This window comes from Clostridia bacterium (genome assembly GCA_014360065.1).
Taxonomy (GTDB): Bacteria; Bacillota; DSM-521; order Neomoorellales; family JACIYF01; genus JACIYF01.
Genome location: JACIYF010000012.1, coordinates 26,886 through 41,873 on the forward strand (window position 1 = coordinate 26,886; position 14,988 = coordinate 41,873).

Here is a 14,988-nt window from a genome sequence, read left to right on the forward strand (position 1 = left end):
CGCCACCTTATCACTTTTCTTTTTCCACCTCGAACTTATATCCGGTACCCCACACGGTCTTAATCTCCCATGGATGTTTAAGGCCAGTCCCCAGCTTCTTGCGCAGGCGTTTTACATGGGTGTCTACGGTTCTGGTATCGCCAAAGTATTCGTAACCCCATACTTGTTCCAGCAACTGCTCTCGACTATAGACCCGCCCTGGGTTAGAAGCGAGAACCCACAGCATTTCCATTTCCTTGGGAGTAAGAGCCACTAAGCGGCCATCAACCCGGACTTCCCGCTGATCTAGATCAATGCTCAGCCCAGGATACCGAAGAGGCTTTGACTCTGCTCTGGGCAAGGTAGTCCGGCGAAGCACCGCCTTAACCCGGGCTACCACTTCCCGGGGGTTAAAAGGCTTAGCGACATAATCATCGGCACCCAATTCTAATCCTAGGATCTTGTCCATATCCTCATCGCGGGCGCTTAACATGATGACCGGTACCTGGGATTGCTTGCGCAACTCCCTGCACACCTCCCAGCCATCCATGCCTGGCATCATAATGTCTAAGATGATAAGGGCAGGTTTATCAGTTTGCGCCAACTGTAAAGCCTCATCTCCCCTTCTGGCCAATAGCACAGTAAATCCTTCCCGGCCAAGATACAAGCTCAGAAGTTCCAAGACATGTTCGTCATCATCAGCTACCAGGATGGTGAGGTTTTCCATGAATTCTTCTCTCCTCCTACGTCTCTGCACCTATTTTAACGGACCAGACCGCTAAACCCAACTGGGGCATCAAAGAAGTTCACAATTTGTTCATTTGATGGCCTCATTTCTGTCCCATATAATGGTTAAACTGATGGTGTCGGTCGGAGAAATATGGGCTCAAGAGGGAGGGCAAAAAGAAAGGTTCTATAAAAAATATATGCGAGCATCTCCGGCCCATGGGCAACGCCCAGAAAGCCATAATCGAAAGGGAGGTTAAGCATGTCAAAAAGAGCTTTGGCCGTGGTAGTAGCGGTTCTAATTGCAGGTCTACTGGTACCCGCAGCTTTTGCGGCAACCAATAACAGCTCCTCCAATTCGTCGGCAGGCGCTCAGGCATCAGCACCACCACCAACCTGGTTCACTCTAACTCCGGATCAACAACAGCAGATCCAAGATCTGCAACAGCAGATTTTAGATGTCCAAAAAAAGATAATCGATAAATATGTGGAATTCGGGGCTATAACTAAGGCCCAAGGCGATTGGGCCAAACAGCAGGTAGAATACCGCTACAAGAATCGTAGCCAACTCGGCATACCTGGGTTAGGTGGATTTGGGCGCCATGGCTGGGCCAAGCGTGGCTACGGAGGCTACTGCCCATACGCCCAAACGCCTGCGCCCAGTGGCTCCAATTCTGTCAGCTAAGATTCAAAAACTAGTAACTACCCCCTTTCCGGGCATTTGTCTGCCTTAAGAATAAAGAAAAGGCAAGGCGGGAAAATAGAATCGGAAAGGGGGTTGATTATGCCTCAAGGAGTAAGCTGTCAAGTAGAAGAATGTGTCCATAATGATATGAGGGTATGCAAAGCGGCCAGCATAGAAGTTAGAAACGTGGCGAATGTTGTCAAAGCAACCACCTCAGATCATACTGCCTGCGAGACCTTCAAAGTACGATAAGATCACTGGGTACTAGTTCAGCAAATGGTCCAGCCTCTTAGAGCTGGACCTGCTTTTTTAAGGGATAACTATTCTCGGCTATAGCATGTATAATGTTTAATGAAGCGCCAACTGGTACATAGAGTTTGATTGCCCACCCGAGGAGGTATAGATATGAGCGGATCAGCCGTTGGGCTATCCCCGGAATCCATCCTTGCTGAACTCATCCGCATCAATACTACCAACCCTCCTGGTCAAGAAACCAGCGTGGCTTGTTACCTGAAGGATTTGTTTGATTCTCAAGGTATACCCAACCAAATCATCGAGCCCGAACCAGGCCGGGCTAGCTTCGTAGCCACGCTGGGAAGCGGAGAAAAAGCGCTGCTGTTTCTCTCCCACACCGATGTGGTCCCCCCGGGGGATGGATGGGACTTTGACCCTTTTGGGGGAGAAATCAAATCAGGGATGGTTTTAGGCCGGGGTGCCCTAGATTGCAAAAGCCTGGTGGCGGCAGAGGCTTGGGCCCTGATTCAGTTGCATCATCAGAGCAGTCTTAACGGTAGGCTGACCTTCATTGCAGCTGCCGACGAGGAACGGGGAGGAAAACTAGGGGTAGAGTTTCTAATCGCCAATCATCCAGAACTATTTCAAGTTGATTTCGCCATTAACGAAGGGGCAGAAGAACCCGTAATCCTGAATGATTGCCCCCTCTATTTCATTCAAATCGGTGAAAAAGGAATGGCTCAAGCCAAACTTACTGCTAGAGGAATCTCGTGTCATGGCTCGGTGCCCTCTCTGGGAGAAAACGCGGTGGTGAAAATGGCTCGTGCCCTAGCCCGCCTAGCTGACTATCAGCCGCAATCAGTCATTATACCGGAGGTTCTATCCTTACTCAAGGAATTGGCTCATGAACTCGGTTTTGAGAGTCGGCATCCCCAAGAGATGCTTTCTAAGATCCTAGATTCACTTCCAGACCGTAACTTACGGGAAGACATCAGAGCCCTGACTCAAATGACTATTTCCCCAAACGTCATCAATGGTGGACTAAAGGCAAATATTGTTCCCGATCATTGTACGGCCGAGGTAGATATCCGAGTACTACCAGGGCAGAGTCAGGATTATGTTACAGATGTGCTGGATAAGCTCCTAGGAAAAAGCGTGGAATTCAATATCCCCAATTTCCAAGCCCCGACCATCTCTCCTTCCGATTCACCATATTTTCGGTTGCTGGCTCAAACCATAACCGATGTAGTCGAGCAATCCGCTCGTCGGTGGACTTCGAGAGTCCGTTGCGTTCCCTGGATATCGGCTGGGGGGACCGATTCCCGGTTTCTGAGGAGGGCAAACATACCCGCCTACGGCATTGCCGTCATGACTCCCGACTTCCCTCCGGAACTCCGCTCCACTGTTCACGGAAAAAATGAGCGCATTGATATATCTAGCGTAAGGTTGATGGCTAGGTGGCTGGTAACACTGGCACATAATTACCTTAAGTAGACTACATGCGTTCCCGCTCCCGAGCAAACACTAAAAGCAACAATCGTGCGAGCGGGGGACTCAAACTTGCGCAGTTTATGGAAGGGTTCTATCAGCTTTGGGCTGGTGAACATACCGGTAAAACTATACCCAGCCACCGAAAATAAAGATGTCAAGTTCCACTTAATCCACCGGGAATGCGGTTCGCCAATCCGTTATTCTCGGGTATGCCCCATATGTAATCGAGAAGTAGAACCCCAAGAAATCAGCCGGGGCTATGAATACCAAAAGGAGAGATACGTGCTTGTAAGCGATGAGGAATGGGAGCAAGCCCAACCAGCACCTACCGGAAATATCGATCTAATCCAGTTCGTTGCTTTGAATCAGATCGATCCCATCTATTTTTCTTGGCCTTATTACTTAACCCCTAATGAAGGCGGTCAAAAGGGCTATGCCCTCTTACTCCACGTAATGCGTCGCACCGGTAAAATCGCTCTAGCCAAAGTCGCCTTGCGCAACCGGGAATCGCTAGCAGCCTTACGCGTATATCAGTCTTGCCTGTTGATGGAGAGCTTACTCTACGCTGACGAAATAAGGTCGATAGATCTCCTACCGGAGCTGAACTTTGAGGTTCAGCTGGACGACCGAGAAATTAAGATGGCAGAAACACTAGTAGCAGCGTTGTCTGGCGATTTTAAGCCTGAGGAATATCACGATACCTATCGGGAAAACCTTCTCAACTTGATCCGGCAAAAAATAGCTGGGCAAGAAATAAGCATGCCCCCTCCGGCCCGGCAAGCTAAAGTTGTTGATCTCATGGAGGCCCTGAAGGCAAGCATTGAAGAGGCTGAAAAGCGAAAGCAAAAACCTAAAAGACAACGGCGCCAAAGGGAGGCCTAATCTTTTGTGCTGACAGCCCCAATCATACCCATGGAGCCGCTTTCCCATTCTCATATATTTGAGAGCAAAGATCATTTCTTCCAGGTTAAGTGGGATGGAGTTCGGATTATCGCTTGGGTAGAAGGAAAAGAAATCTGGCTTCAGAACCGCAAAGGCCATGATCGTACCCAGCACTACCCCGAGCTACGATCCTTGCCAGCAAGATTGCGCGGAACCGAGGCTGTTTTGGACGGAGAGATAGTGGTCCTAGACTCAAACGGTCACCCCAGTTTTCCCAGAGTTCTTGAACGAGATTTAGTCAGCAGGCCCCACATTACCACTGGAGTATTCCCGCGATGGCCAATCACTTACATCGTCTTTGACATCTTGTCTTGGAAGGGAAAGCTCCTCACCCCACAACCATTAGAAAGCCGACAGGAAATACTGCAAAAAGCACTGCGAGTTGACAAAACATCGAAATGGGCAGATAAAAACGAGACCCCAGATAATATCATCATCATTGAAAACTTCGCCAACGGGCCAAGCTTGTTTGCCGCAGTGCGCGAACACCACCTGGAAGGAGTAGTGGCGAAAAACAAGTCCAGCCCTTACTTGCCAGGCAAGAAGACTAGGCATTGGTTGAAGATAAAAAACCGCCGCCGGCAGCTTTGCCTAGTCGTAGGTTATTTAACCCGCAACCAGTTATTGAGCTCACTAGTTCTGGCCGCTTATCATGGGAAACAATTGCTATATTTAGGGCGAGCCGGAACTGGTCTTACCGAGAAACAGCGCCAGGAACTGGGACAGCTACTCCCTCATTTGCAGACAAAAACCAGCCCTTGGACACGACCGCCTCGTTTTCCTGGCTTGCAAGCCCATTGGATTGACCCGCCTATAGTTGTATTAATTGAGTTCCTGGAATGGACGAGCGACCTCAAACTCAGGTCGCCGGTCATTATTGGCTTTCCCAACCAGGATCCCGGCAAATGTCAAGTCTGAGGGAGGGAAAGTATTAATGCTAGTTCAAATTGGCAACCGAACTTTAGAATTGACTAATCTAGATAAAGTGTACTGGCCCAACGAAGGTTACACCAAAGCTCACTTGATTCAGTACTATTTGGAGGTAGCTCCCCACTTACTCCCTCACCTTCGCGACCGCCCTTTAGTTCTCAAACGGCACCCCGAGGGAATCGAAGGTAAGTACTTTTACCAAAAAGAATGCCCTGATTATGCCCCCGAGTGGTTGCCACGACTAGGAATAGCAACTACGGGACCATCGGGCGCAAAAAAACTCGTCCACTTTTGCTTAGCTCCAGACCTGCCAAGCCTCATCTGGATCGTTAATCAGGGTTGTATGGAAATGCACCCCTGGCTATCTACCTGCCAGCGCCCCGACCACCCCTCTTTTGCCGTGATTGACCTTGACCCATCAGCAACGGTTGGTTTTGGAGAAGTCCTGGTGGTTGCCCGCACCCTCAAGGCTACCCTCGACGAACTAGGCATCGTTGGATACCCCAAGACCTCTGGTGCTACCGGATTGCATGTCTACATCCCGCTTGCAGAGCGGTATACCTATACCCAAGTTCGACAAGCCTTACGGCGCTTGGGCGAGCTAGTAGTAGCTAAAAATAGCCAATATTGCACGCTAGAGAGAGCAGTTAAAAAGCGAGGCGCCAAGGTTTATTTCGACTATCTCCAAAACGTACGAGGTAAGACCATTGCCAGCGTCTATAGCGTCCGACCCTTACCGGGGGCGCCTATCTCCGTTCCTGTAGAATGGAGAGAAATTGTGGAGGGCCAATTTGTCCCAAGTGATTTTAACCTAGGCAACTTTCGTCACCAAGTACCACGGCGGTGGCAGCTTTTTAACCACTTATTGGAAAAGGGAGCCGAGCAAAACCTCGCCCCCCTTTTGCAACTGCCCAAACAAACCGCGCTTGGGTAAACCTAAAGCCCCTTTTCCTGGCTGGAAGCGATAGCCCGATCAATTTGAGCCTGCAAATGTGAAGGCAAACCAGTTATCTGAACATTCAGGAAGCCACGGACTATTACGGCTGTAGCTTGCTCCTCGCTTAGGCCCCGGGCCATAAGGTACTCGATCTCTTCCGGAGCAATTTTGCCGACGGCAGCCTCATGGGACAGATCTAAGTTCGGCGCCTTAGCTAAGAGCTCGGGAATAGCCTGAATAATCCCCTTGTCCCCTAGCATCAACCCCCGGCATTCAAGGTGGGCTTTCACTCCTGGAGTCTCGCCTACCAAACAACCCCGGTTGATTATGGTGCCACCAGTAGTTAGAGTACGGGCAATGATCTCAGCCCGAGTATCTGGCGCTTGCAATACTACCCTCGAACCTACATCTAGATTGGACCCTTCAGGTGCCACTACAATGGTATGGTACCTGGCTATAGCTCCCGGACCCTTAAGATAGGTGGTGGGATACATTTGCAGGTCTCGAACTGGATTCATGGACACGTAGTTAGAAAGGAATATCCCGCCTTCTTCAACGATGGTTCCAGTTCGAGGGCGGACAGCTACCTGTTCACCCCAGTTGTGGATCATGGTGAAAGTGACTCTGGCTCCCTTTTTAACGTAGAACTCCGATACCCCAATATGCAAACCCGAGGTTACATGGGCGCCAGTGGCACAACCGCTAATAATGTGGAGTTCCGAACCTTCCTCAGCAATGACTATGTTATGAACATCCTGTTCCAGACCTTCCTGCCCAATGTAAAGGCAAGCCTGCAAAGGAAAGATAGCCTTTACTCCTGGTAAAGCTCGAATGAAGTAACCATGTTCCTGATGTAGTTCAGCTCGAGCCGTGTATTTATCGGCATCAACAGCCAAGGCTTTCCACCAATAATCGGACAGCCAGGGATAGCGTTCCCGCGCCTCGCTGGTACTCAGCAATTCTATTCCCTCTTGGGTTGCCCCACAATGGATTACCGAGTGGTCCATTTGCACAAAGGTGCCAGCACGTTCGTTCTCTTCAACATCTACCCCCACCCGAAGCATTTGCTCCTTGTCCTCGGGGCTAAGATCGGCTAGACTCTTTGGATAATCGTGGTCCTTGGCCTTTTCTCGGTACTGGCTAAAATCAATGTCTTTCCCAAATGCTGCTTTTTTGCTCAAAGCGTTTCGCGCTTTGATGTCCTCAATTCTATCTAGCCTACTTGGCTCGCCCATAGATTCACTCTCCCCTGTAAGTTGCAGGATCCTTATACTATGCATCTAACGCACTCTTCGTAGCCGACACTTTGAATGCAATTTAACAGCTCTCTAGGATTGCCGCTACAAGATAAGTGGCCGTCATACATCACGTGACCCACATCCGCGGTTATATAATCGAGAATGTATCCCGTATGGGTGATAACTAGGCCGGATTTGCGCCGCTGGCGCCGAGCTTCGCGGGGAGTTTTGCCACTCGACAACTCCGGACGGCGCTCCAGGAGCCCCGCAATGGCATTACCAATGAGAGCAATGTTCTCAATATCCACACCTGATTCAGGTTCGTCAAGTAAAACTAAGGAAGGATCTTGTGCCAACAGTTGCAGTAGCTCAGATCGTTTAATTTCCCCTCCAGAAAAACCATGGTTGACGTCACGGTCCAGAAAATCTTCAAGTTTTAAGCTATGGGCAAGACCTTCTACATCCGCCTGGCCCTTACCGGCGATCTGCACAATTTGGCGGGTGGTTACGCCTCGGACCGTAGGAGGACGCTGAAAGAGAAGGCCAATCCCCAGTTGGGATCGCTGATCCACTGGCAAGAAAGTAATATCCTGTCCATTAAAGATAATCTGACCTTGTACCACCTCGTACCCGGAAAAGCCCATGATAGTGGACAGTAATGTGGACTTGCCCGAACCATTGGGCCCAAAGAGCACATGGACCTCCCCTGGGGCTATTTCTAGGTTGACATCGTGGAGAATAGTGCGCCCTCCTACTCGCACAGAAAGGTTTTTAACCTCAAGCATAGGCTTCCCTCGCATTTCTAGCGGTAAATGACCTAGTCCTTATATATTATAACATTGCCTCTTTTCGCTACTAGTTCTCTTTCTCCTTCAGAGAATAGTTCTTTCCAAGGGCTGTGATATAATCATGCTTGTCATTCGCATCTCGCCCAGGAAAGGAAATAGCCTAATCATGACCGGTACTATAGTAAACGCCGCTGCTATCATAGCTGGAGGGTTAATCGGAGTAACCTTTAAAAAAGGAATCTCTGAAAACATGCGCAGCACCTTAACCCACGGATTGGCCCTGGCTATTGCTCTAGTAGGGCTACAAATGGCGCTGGAAACTAGGAATCCGCTGATTGTAGTAGTCAGCATCGCTTTGGGGGCTGTAGTCGGCGAGCTAATGAACATAGAGGGCTGGCTCAACCGAATGGCCCAACAAGTTGAAACCAAGATCGCTGCATCTGACGGGAACTTGGCCCGAGCATTTGTAAGCGCTAGCTTAGTTTTTTGTGTAGGCGCCATGGCTATTATGGGCTCAATAGAGGACGGTTTAACTGGATATCCTAAGATCCTCTATGCGAAATCACTGATGGATGCCATCGTCGCTGTAGTTTTCGCTTCCACTATGGGAGTCGGTGTGGTGTTTTCTGCGGCTCCAGTCTTTGTCTATCAAGGCAGCATCACCTTGGCCGCCAAGTTAATCGGAAACTTTCTAAGCCCAGCTGCTATAACCGAATTGACCGCCACCGGGGGATTGTTAATTGTAGGCATTGCTCTTAATCTGTTGGGCATTACCAAAGTGCGATTGGGGAACCTCCTTCCAGCAGTAATATTTGCTGCTTTACTGGCAAGCTTATGGAAATAGCCGAGCTATCAATAGTGCTGCCAGGAATTGAAAGAACCGAGCTGGCCGTGTCTCAGGCTGTAGCGCATTAATACGTAGGCCAAAATCATTACTAAGGGAGTTGCTATCTGCGCCAAAGTGAAGAATCCCACTCCCCATTTAACGTTTACATAGCCCCAAATCACCAAAGGGTTTTCGCGTATAGTCTCTTCTACTAGCCCTCGTAACAATTGATGGTAAAAAATAAATGACCAAAACTGATATCCGGGCGGTGGGTTCTTAGCCCTAAGGTAAAAGTAACGGACCAGCAAGATAAGGCCAATTGCCGAACCAACCACCTGGGCTGGCCACCGATCGAAGCCCCATCCTAAAGCCATCGGTCGCCCCAAGACTTCTTGGTTAAAGATGTTGCCCACCCGCACCAGGGCATAACCAATGGTCAGGCCCGGTACGCTGAAATCAGCCAACCGGTTTATTCCTTGCCCTCGGTAAAGTACATAACCCCCTCCTAAAGCGAGGCCACCAAGCAATGCTCCATGCCAGGCTAGCCCACCTTCCCAAACCATTAGAATCTGGGCCGGGTCTTGCCAAAACCACTGTGGGTCGTTGGCCACCACAAACATCAGCCTTGCCCCCACCACGCCACCGAGTACGGCCAGGATAATAGTATTTAGGACAAAGTCCTCATCGAGCCCCCGCCGCTGCGCTTCGGTATAAAAGTAATAAGCGCCAATCAGAATTGAGATCCCCATAAAGAGTCCGTACCATCGCACTGCTATAGGCCCAATGTGAAATGCAATTGGATTGAGATCAAGGACCATGCGCTTCCTCCTCGTCCAGGACTTAGGTTGGTTACTATTATATCACCCATAGCCCGGAAATTTAAAACTCGAGATAAGCTAAACCCCCTCGAGCAGCCTCTTCCCATAACCTCTGGGTCTCGGGTTTTGGAACAAGAGCTAGAACTGAGCCTGCGCCCTTGGGAAATCAAGACTACCTGAGTTACTTTTTCCTGTCCTTAAGCTAAGTAGGTTACGACTGAGCTTTTGTTCGGTATCCGGTAACAAATAAGAGAAAGCGCTGGTAAACAGACCATGTCCAACTTGGCTCTACAATATCGAAAGCACAGTGACCACCTTTAGGCATAATCATGGTTTTTACCCAAGGGTTATTTACAGCGTTTCGCGCCAGTTCTTCAGCTTCCACAACCGGTATAATGGGGTCATCCTTGCCGTGAATTATCAACGTTGGCACTTGAATTCTTTTAACAACTTGCCCAGGACTTCCTAGCTGATAGAGCTCATGGCTAGTCATATGGTAATAGAGAGCGCTTACTTGCTCTAAAAGGGCCGCAAAAGTATCGATTCCCTTCGGTAACCCCATATCCTTTCGTTTCCGCCTCAAAAGCAAACTGAACACAGGATAGACCGAAGAGTACCCCTCCCATGGCTTGGGACGCCTCGATATATAGGCTACCTGTCGCCGCAAGTCGGAATAAGGGCTTACTGCCAAGGTTCCAGCGATTTGGCCAGCCCGAGCCTGGGCAGCAGCCTGCAGAACTGAGGCTGCCCCCATGCTAAAACCCATTACAGCCGGAGGGGCGTTAATGACATCGGCAAGGATTTCGGCGGCAGCTAATACGTCTTGGCCTTCCCTCCAGCTCCCTGTGCTTTGGGCACCAGAAAGGTACCGACTTTCCCCAAACACACGTAGGTCAGGAACAATAACATTAAAACCCCATTCTCGATAAGCTTTTAAAGCTGGCTTTTTCACATAAAGAGCATTCTTACTGGCAAATAGGCCGTGGACTATGACTACCCCTGGTCGAGGTTGGTCAGGTTGCAGAGCCATTAAGCCCGCCAAGGGAGTGCCATCATCAGAGGTAAACTTTACTGGGACAAATGGCGGCGGATACCGGTAGAGCTTACCTACAGTCCTAGGGGAAGTATCAAAAAACATGGATGGGACATCGGGTAACCCCCAGATGGAAGTAGCAACGGCTCCTGGCAGGAACCGAGGACGAAAAGGTATCGCCTCAAGTTGGTTATAAAATTCAGTTATCTCCGTTATTGTCGTCCCCATGGACGATGATACCTCCTAAAACATCAGGTTGACATTGCTTCGGATTCTCCTATTCCAGTCACTTTCCATTCTACTATTCTCTGTACAAAGCAATTATCCTCTAAATGCAGAACAAACGTTAAAAGGCGGTAGACCAAAGCGTCTACCGCCTTTCGCAGAGCGAGCAAACCTGTAAGCCGAGTTCTGTCGTGAGTGATCATCTATCTAGGGTGCCAGTTGCCTGACACCTCAAGCGACCAACCCGGGAACAGAGCGGGCCACTCTATGGTTCCCCTATTTGGTCTTGCTCCAGGTGGGGTTTGCCTAGCCGGCGGATTACTCGCGCCGCTGGTGAGCTCTTACCTCACCTTTTCACCCTTGCCTATGACTCGGATCCGGCGCCACTACGCCAACGTCGACCGAATCAGGCGGTATGTTTCTGTGGCACTCTCCTTGGGGTCACCCCCACTGGGCGTTACCCAGCACCTTGCCCTATGGAGCTCGGACTTTCCTCAGGCGCACCGATGATCAAATCGGTACCCCCGCGACCACTCGGTTTGCTCATCATATCCTTACCAGTTTCCCTACTAGTTTAACACGTCCCCTACTAAGTTGCAAATGACGTTAACCAGCCAATAATACCTGCCCGACCTCCCCAATTCCTATTCACTCTATTCATTGGTGGCTACCCTTGAGGGCAACTTCAATGGCTAAATTGGCTAGTTCATCTGCCCTCTTGTTTTTGCCTCGAGGCACGTGCTGTATTCGGAATTCGCTAAACCGTTTGCTGAGGGAAAGGATACGATTATGTAGAGGCTGTAAAACCGGACTTCTTACCTGGTATTGGCCTAAAACCTGGCGCACCAACAGCTCGCTATCGGAGAAAATTTCAACTTTCCTGGCCCCCAGGTCCAATGCTGTTTCCAAAGCCCGAATTAGCGCTGTGTATTCAGCCGAGTTGTTGGTACTAATTCCTAGGTACTGTTTTACCTCGGCCAGAGTCTCTCCTTCGGGGCTAACAATCACAAAACCGATACCGGTAGGACCCGGGTTGCCACGTGAGGCACCATCGCTAAAGATCCTAACTTGCTCCATTGCTGCTTAGACAGTCCGTACGGGATCGGCGTTGGTGTGGCCGACAAAGGTGAAAACCGGAACATCCATGTTAATGTCTCGGAAGTAGCGACGTAAATAGTCAGCCACCGCTGGGACTACAGGTTCTTCCGTAGCCTGATGTCCAGCATCTATAACCGCCAACCCTTGAGCGTCAGCATCCAAGGCCTCATGATACTTGATGTCTCCCGTAATTAGCACATCGGCACCCTTAGCCACCGCGCTGTCAACTACAGTACCTCCCGAACCCCCACAGACGGCAACTCGCTTCACCCTGAGATCTAGATCCCCCACTACCCTTACTGTGGGTACTAGGTAGCGCTCCTTAACTTGATCAACCAAATCACTCAGAGAAATGGGTTCGGGAAGGTTGCCAATCATACCCAACCCCCATGGCATCCCCTCATTGGCAAGGGGATACAAGTCATAAGCTACTTCTTCGTAAGGGTGAGCCTTAAGCATGGCTTCAACGACAGTCTGTGATTTTCTTTTGGGAACTATAGTCTCCAGCCGTAATTCGTCCGTCTTTTCCAACTGACCGATTTCCCCTTGAAAAGGATTAGAACCTTCCAGCGGCATGAAAGTCCCCGTCCCTGCGCTCTGAAAGGTACAGAAGGAATAGTTCCCTATCCAGCCCGCTCCCACCTTACCCATGGCTTCCCTAACTACATCCTCGTAGCCCCGGGGCACAAAGACTACCAGTTTGTAATATTCATCACGCCCACGTACATCCAAGACCTGCATCCCTTGTAAACCTAGGAGCTGGCCTAACTGATAATTTACACCTTGAGGGGCAAAATCGAGATTGGTATGGGCTACTATAACGTTCATCCTATGGCTGACTAGCTCACGAATCACTTTACCTATCGGACGATCATACTGAAGTCTGCGCAGCGGGCGGAAGATCACCGGGTGATGAGCTACAATAAGGTTGGCGCCTCTTTTGCGAGCCTCATTTATGGAAGCAAAATCGACATTAAGCGTTACAAGTATTGCATCCACACTGGACTCGGCATTGCCAATCTGAAGACCAACGTTGTCCCACTCTTCTGCCCAGGCAAAGGGAGCCATTTCCTCCAACAAACTGAGCACTACATTACAAGTGATTTCCCTGGCCAACCCTATACCCCTTTCGTCAGGTTGAATTAATCATCAACCTTTACTATCTCCCGGCCCTCACCATTTATCCCTTGCCAAGCCTAACGTTTTCCAACAGGTTTTGGAATTTGTAGCAGTATCATATTTCTAGTTCCCTCAAGCAAATCCTTTAAAGCTAATTAATCAAGACTGTTTTGATAATTTGGCAGTGAGAACAACCTGCGAAGGGTAAGTGGCACGTTATTACAGAAAGAAAATTCCTCCCCGCAGGGAGGAAAAGACCAGCACAAACGCTCCCAGGAAGCCTTTTCAATCCATGGTGGGCGATAGTAGATTCGAACTACTGACCCCCTGCTTGTAAGGCTCATGGCAGCTTTTTCATTGCTTTCCGCTCCATGCCAAATGGCTTGATTCTATTAGCTTCTAGCGATTCCAACTTTCAACTGAATACCCGTCAATTTGGCCTATTTTGGGTGCTACTGCATCCGCTATTGCATCATACTCGGAACCTGGAGAGCCTGATTTTTCTTGTTTCGGCGGTGCCAAGCCAACTTGCAGGCGGTGCTACAGAATATCCTTCTGCCGAATCTCTCAAAGGGAACCCCACAAAAGCGGCATTGGATAACCGGACGGGAGTCGGCTATTATCTGCCACAAATCGTAAAGGACAGCCGCAAGCAGGTAGGGCGTTGCCCTGGTCTCCACAAGCCCAGGTGGTTTATCGGTGGCAACGAAGTCCAACCTGATGCCGTCCTGAAGCCCGCGCTTGAGATAGGTTGCCAGCATCATGGCCTGCCTGTCGCTGTCGGGGGGCGCTATCCTGCCTTCCGCAAGCTGGCAGTAAAGCACCATCTGGCGGCGAACGGCATCTATGAAATACTGCCACAAATCCAGCGGTTCAAAGAGGGTATCCCTGTCATAGCGCCAATTACCCATATCCTGGCCCGGAGGGACCGAGACCCCCAAAAGCCCGTTGGCCCTGGCGAATGCGTCAATCTGCCTTTCTTTCTTGAGCCCGGCAAAGCGGGAGGCCAAGCCCCTTACTTCCGGCTGGACCGGAGGCCGGGAAATGTCAAGCAGGATGACTGCATCATACCGAAGCATGGCCTGGATTGTTGCAGAACCGAAGTAGCCCTTTTCTTCACTGGTGAACTCATAGGCACGCGGGCAGATTATCTTTGCCGGAAGCCGTTGGTCAACAACCAGCATCAAAAACCCTCTTCCGTGATACTAAATTTTTGCCAAGTGCTCCATGCAAAGTATCCCTCTTATTACGGGCATTGTCAAGCACAGATTGCTAAAAATTTATATGCAACAAATTACAGGTAGCGTATCTGGAAACGAAAAAGAGCCATCTAGGTGTTGTCTTGCGTAGCACGAACGAATATCATTGATTTAGAGAACAAAACAAAAGGGGGAGGTAAAAGAAAATGGCCGTGCCTGTAGAAAAAGTGAGGGCGTTTGATTGGGGAGAAGTACCACTCGTTCTTACGATTGAGGATTTGCAAAGAGCCTTGGGTATTCCAAGGCATCAGGCTTATGCCCTCGCACATCGGGTTGGAAAAAAATTGGGGAAACGTTTGTTGGTTGCGCGCGAGAGCCTGCGGCGTTTCCTCGAAAGCTGAAATCCGGCAGAAAAAAACCACCTAGGCGGAAGGAGGAAGAGGCCCAAAAACAATTTACACCCGAGGTGGTAATAAACTATGAAGATAAGTTCTGAAGCAAGTGTACCACAAGTAGCCTTCGAGTACCAGAGACAAGGCTTTGCAGTAATTCCTGTCAGTCGCGATAAGAAACCCCTTATTCCCTGGCAGGAATTTCAACATCGCAAGCCGGCACCCCAGGAGATAGCCGCATGGTGGAAGCGGTGGCCCAAGGCCAATGTAGCCATTGTGACCGGCGCTATTTCCGGCATAATAGTCCTAGATGTTGATGGTGCGGAGG

General features: G+C 49.8%; 17 protein-coding genes and 1 other RNA gene. 9 read left to right on the forward strand and 9 right to left on the reverse strand.

Translation table 11 applies throughout. From position 1 onward, the window contains the following. Nucleotides 1–10: 10 nt before the first annotated feature. Nucleotides 11–706, reverse strand: coding sequence for a response regulator transcription factor (locus tag H5U02_03625; protein ID MBC7341528.1), 696 nt, complete (start codon nt 704–706; stop codon nt 11–13). A gap of 261 nt (nt 707–967) precedes the next feature. On the opposite strand from H5U02_03625, the gene H5U02_03630 reads away from it, so the two are divergent. The 6 genes from H5U02_03630 (at nt 968) to H5U02_03655 (ending at nt 5,921) form a co-directional block, all read left to right on the forward strand. Then, nucleotides 968–1,390: a DUF2680 domain-containing protein gene (locus tag H5U02_03630; protein MBC7341529.1), complete on the forward strand. Its 423-nt coding sequence runs from the start codon at nt 968–970 to the stop codon at nt 1,388–1,390. A gap of 99 nt (nt 1,391–1,489) precedes the next feature. Then, on the forward strand, nt 1,490–1,642 hold the full coding sequence (locus tag H5U02_03635; protein ID MBC7341530.1) for a DUF1540 domain-containing protein: 153 nt from the start codon (nt 1,490–1,492) through the stop codon (nt 1,640–1,642). A 153-nt stretch (nt 1,643–1,795) separates the two neighbouring features. Beyond that, the gene (locus tag H5U02_03640; protein MBC7341531.1) at nt 1,796–3,118 is read left to right on the forward strand and encodes a M20/M25/M40 family metallo-hydrolase; all 1,323 of its coding nucleotides are present in this window, start codon (nt 1,796–1,798) and stop codon (nt 3,116–3,118) included. A 66-nt stretch (nt 3,119–3,184) separates the two neighbouring features. Beyond that, entirely contained in the window at nt 3,185–3,997 is an 813-nt protein-coding gene (locus H5U02_03645; protein ID MBC7341532.1) for a Ku protein, read from the forward strand. A gap of 6 nt (nt 3,998–4,003) precedes the next feature. Continuing rightward, nucleotides 4,004–4,975: a hypothetical protein gene (locus H5U02_03650; protein MBC7341533.1), complete on the forward strand. Its 972-nt coding sequence runs from the start codon at nt 4,004–4,006 to the stop codon at nt 4,973–4,975. Between the two features lie 16 nt (nt 4,976–4,991). Next, nucleotides 4,992–5,921 (forward strand): DNA polymerase domain-containing protein, encoded by a 930-nt coding sequence (locus tag H5U02_03655; GenBank protein ID MBC7341534.1) that lies wholly within the window; start codon nt 4,992–4,994, stop codon nt 5,919–5,921. Nucleotides 5,922–5,923: 2 nt separating this feature from the next. On the opposite strand, the gene H5U02_03660 is transcribed toward H5U02_03655, so the two are convergent. Together H5U02_03660 and H5U02_03665 are read right to left on the reverse strand one after the other, a co-directional pair. Next, nucleotides 5,924–7,159: a SufD family Fe-S cluster assembly protein gene (locus H5U02_03660; GenBank protein ID MBC7341535.1), complete on the reverse strand. Its 1,236-nt coding sequence runs from the start codon at nt 7,157–7,159 to the stop codon at nt 5,924–5,926. Nucleotides 7,160–7,191: 32 nt separating this feature from the next. Next, entirely contained in the window at nt 7,192–7,947 is a 756-nt protein-coding gene (locus tag H5U02_03665; protein MBC7341536.1) for an ABC transporter ATP-binding protein, read from the reverse strand. A 169-nt stretch (nt 7,948–8,116) separates the two neighbouring features. Here H5U02_03665 and H5U02_03670 point away from each other — a divergent pair, with 169 nt between their 5' ends. Next, nucleotides 8,117–8,794 (forward strand): DUF554 domain-containing protein, encoded by a 678-nt coding sequence (locus H5U02_03670; protein ID MBC7341537.1) that lies wholly within the window; start codon nt 8,117–8,119, stop codon nt 8,792–8,794. Between the two features lie 8 nt (nt 8,795–8,802). Here the strand turns inward: H5U02_03670 and H5U02_03675 are convergent, their stop codons facing one another. The 6 genes from H5U02_03675 to H5U02_03700 all read right to left on the reverse strand — a co-directional run bounded on the left by H5U02_03675 (nt 8,803) and on the right by H5U02_03700 (nt 14,253). Continuing rightward, entirely contained in the window at nt 8,803–9,594 is a 792-nt protein-coding gene (locus tag H5U02_03675) for a prolipoprotein diacylglyceryl transferase (protein ID MBC7341538.1), read from the reverse strand. Nucleotides 9,595–9,805: 211 nt separating this feature from the next. Then, the gene (locus H5U02_03680) at nt 9,806–10,855 is read right to left on the reverse strand and encodes an alpha/beta fold hydrolase (GenBank protein MBC7341539.1); all 1,050 of its coding nucleotides are present in this window, start codon (nt 10,853–10,855) and stop codon (nt 9,806–9,808) included. Nucleotides 10,856–11,011: 156 nt separating this feature from the next. Further along, an RNA gene (rnpB, locus tag H5U02_03685) (RNase P RNA component class A) lies at nt 11,012–11,398 on the reverse strand. Nucleotides 11,399–11,509: 111 nt separating this feature from the next. Next, nucleotides 11,510–11,929 carry a ribonuclease HI family protein gene (locus H5U02_03690; GenBank protein MBC7341540.1) on the reverse strand — a complete coding sequence of 140 codons (420 nt, stop codon included), beginning with the start codon at nt 11,927–11,929 and terminating at the stop codon, nt 11,510–11,512. Nucleotides 11,930–11,935: 6 nt separating this feature from the next. Beyond that, complete coding sequence (locus H5U02_03695) at nt 11,936–13,018, reverse strand: Nif3-like dinuclear metal center hexameric protein (protein MBC7341541.1); 1,083 nt, start codon at nt 13,016–13,018, stop codon at nt 11,936–11,938. Nucleotides 13,019–13,533: 515 nt separating this feature from the next. Next, entirely contained in the window at nt 13,534–14,253 is a 720-nt protein-coding gene (locus tag H5U02_03700; protein ID MBC7341542.1) for a hypothetical protein, read from the reverse strand. A gap of 221 nt (nt 14,254–14,474) precedes the next feature. Here H5U02_03700 and H5U02_03705 point away from each other — a divergent pair, with 221 nt between their 5' ends. Both H5U02_03705 and H5U02_03710 read left to right on the forward strand, forming a co-directional pair. Further along, nucleotides 14,475–14,669 (forward strand): helix-turn-helix domain-containing protein, encoded by a 195-nt coding sequence (locus tag H5U02_03705; GenBank protein MBC7341543.1) that lies wholly within the window; start codon nt 14,475–14,477, stop codon nt 14,667–14,669. Between the two features lie 78 nt (nt 14,670–14,747). Beyond that, nucleotides 14,748–14,988, forward strand: a 241-nt coding sequence (locus H5U02_03710; GenBank protein ID MBC7341544.1) for a bifunctional DNA primase/polymerase, incomplete at its 3' end; no start/stop codon positions are given.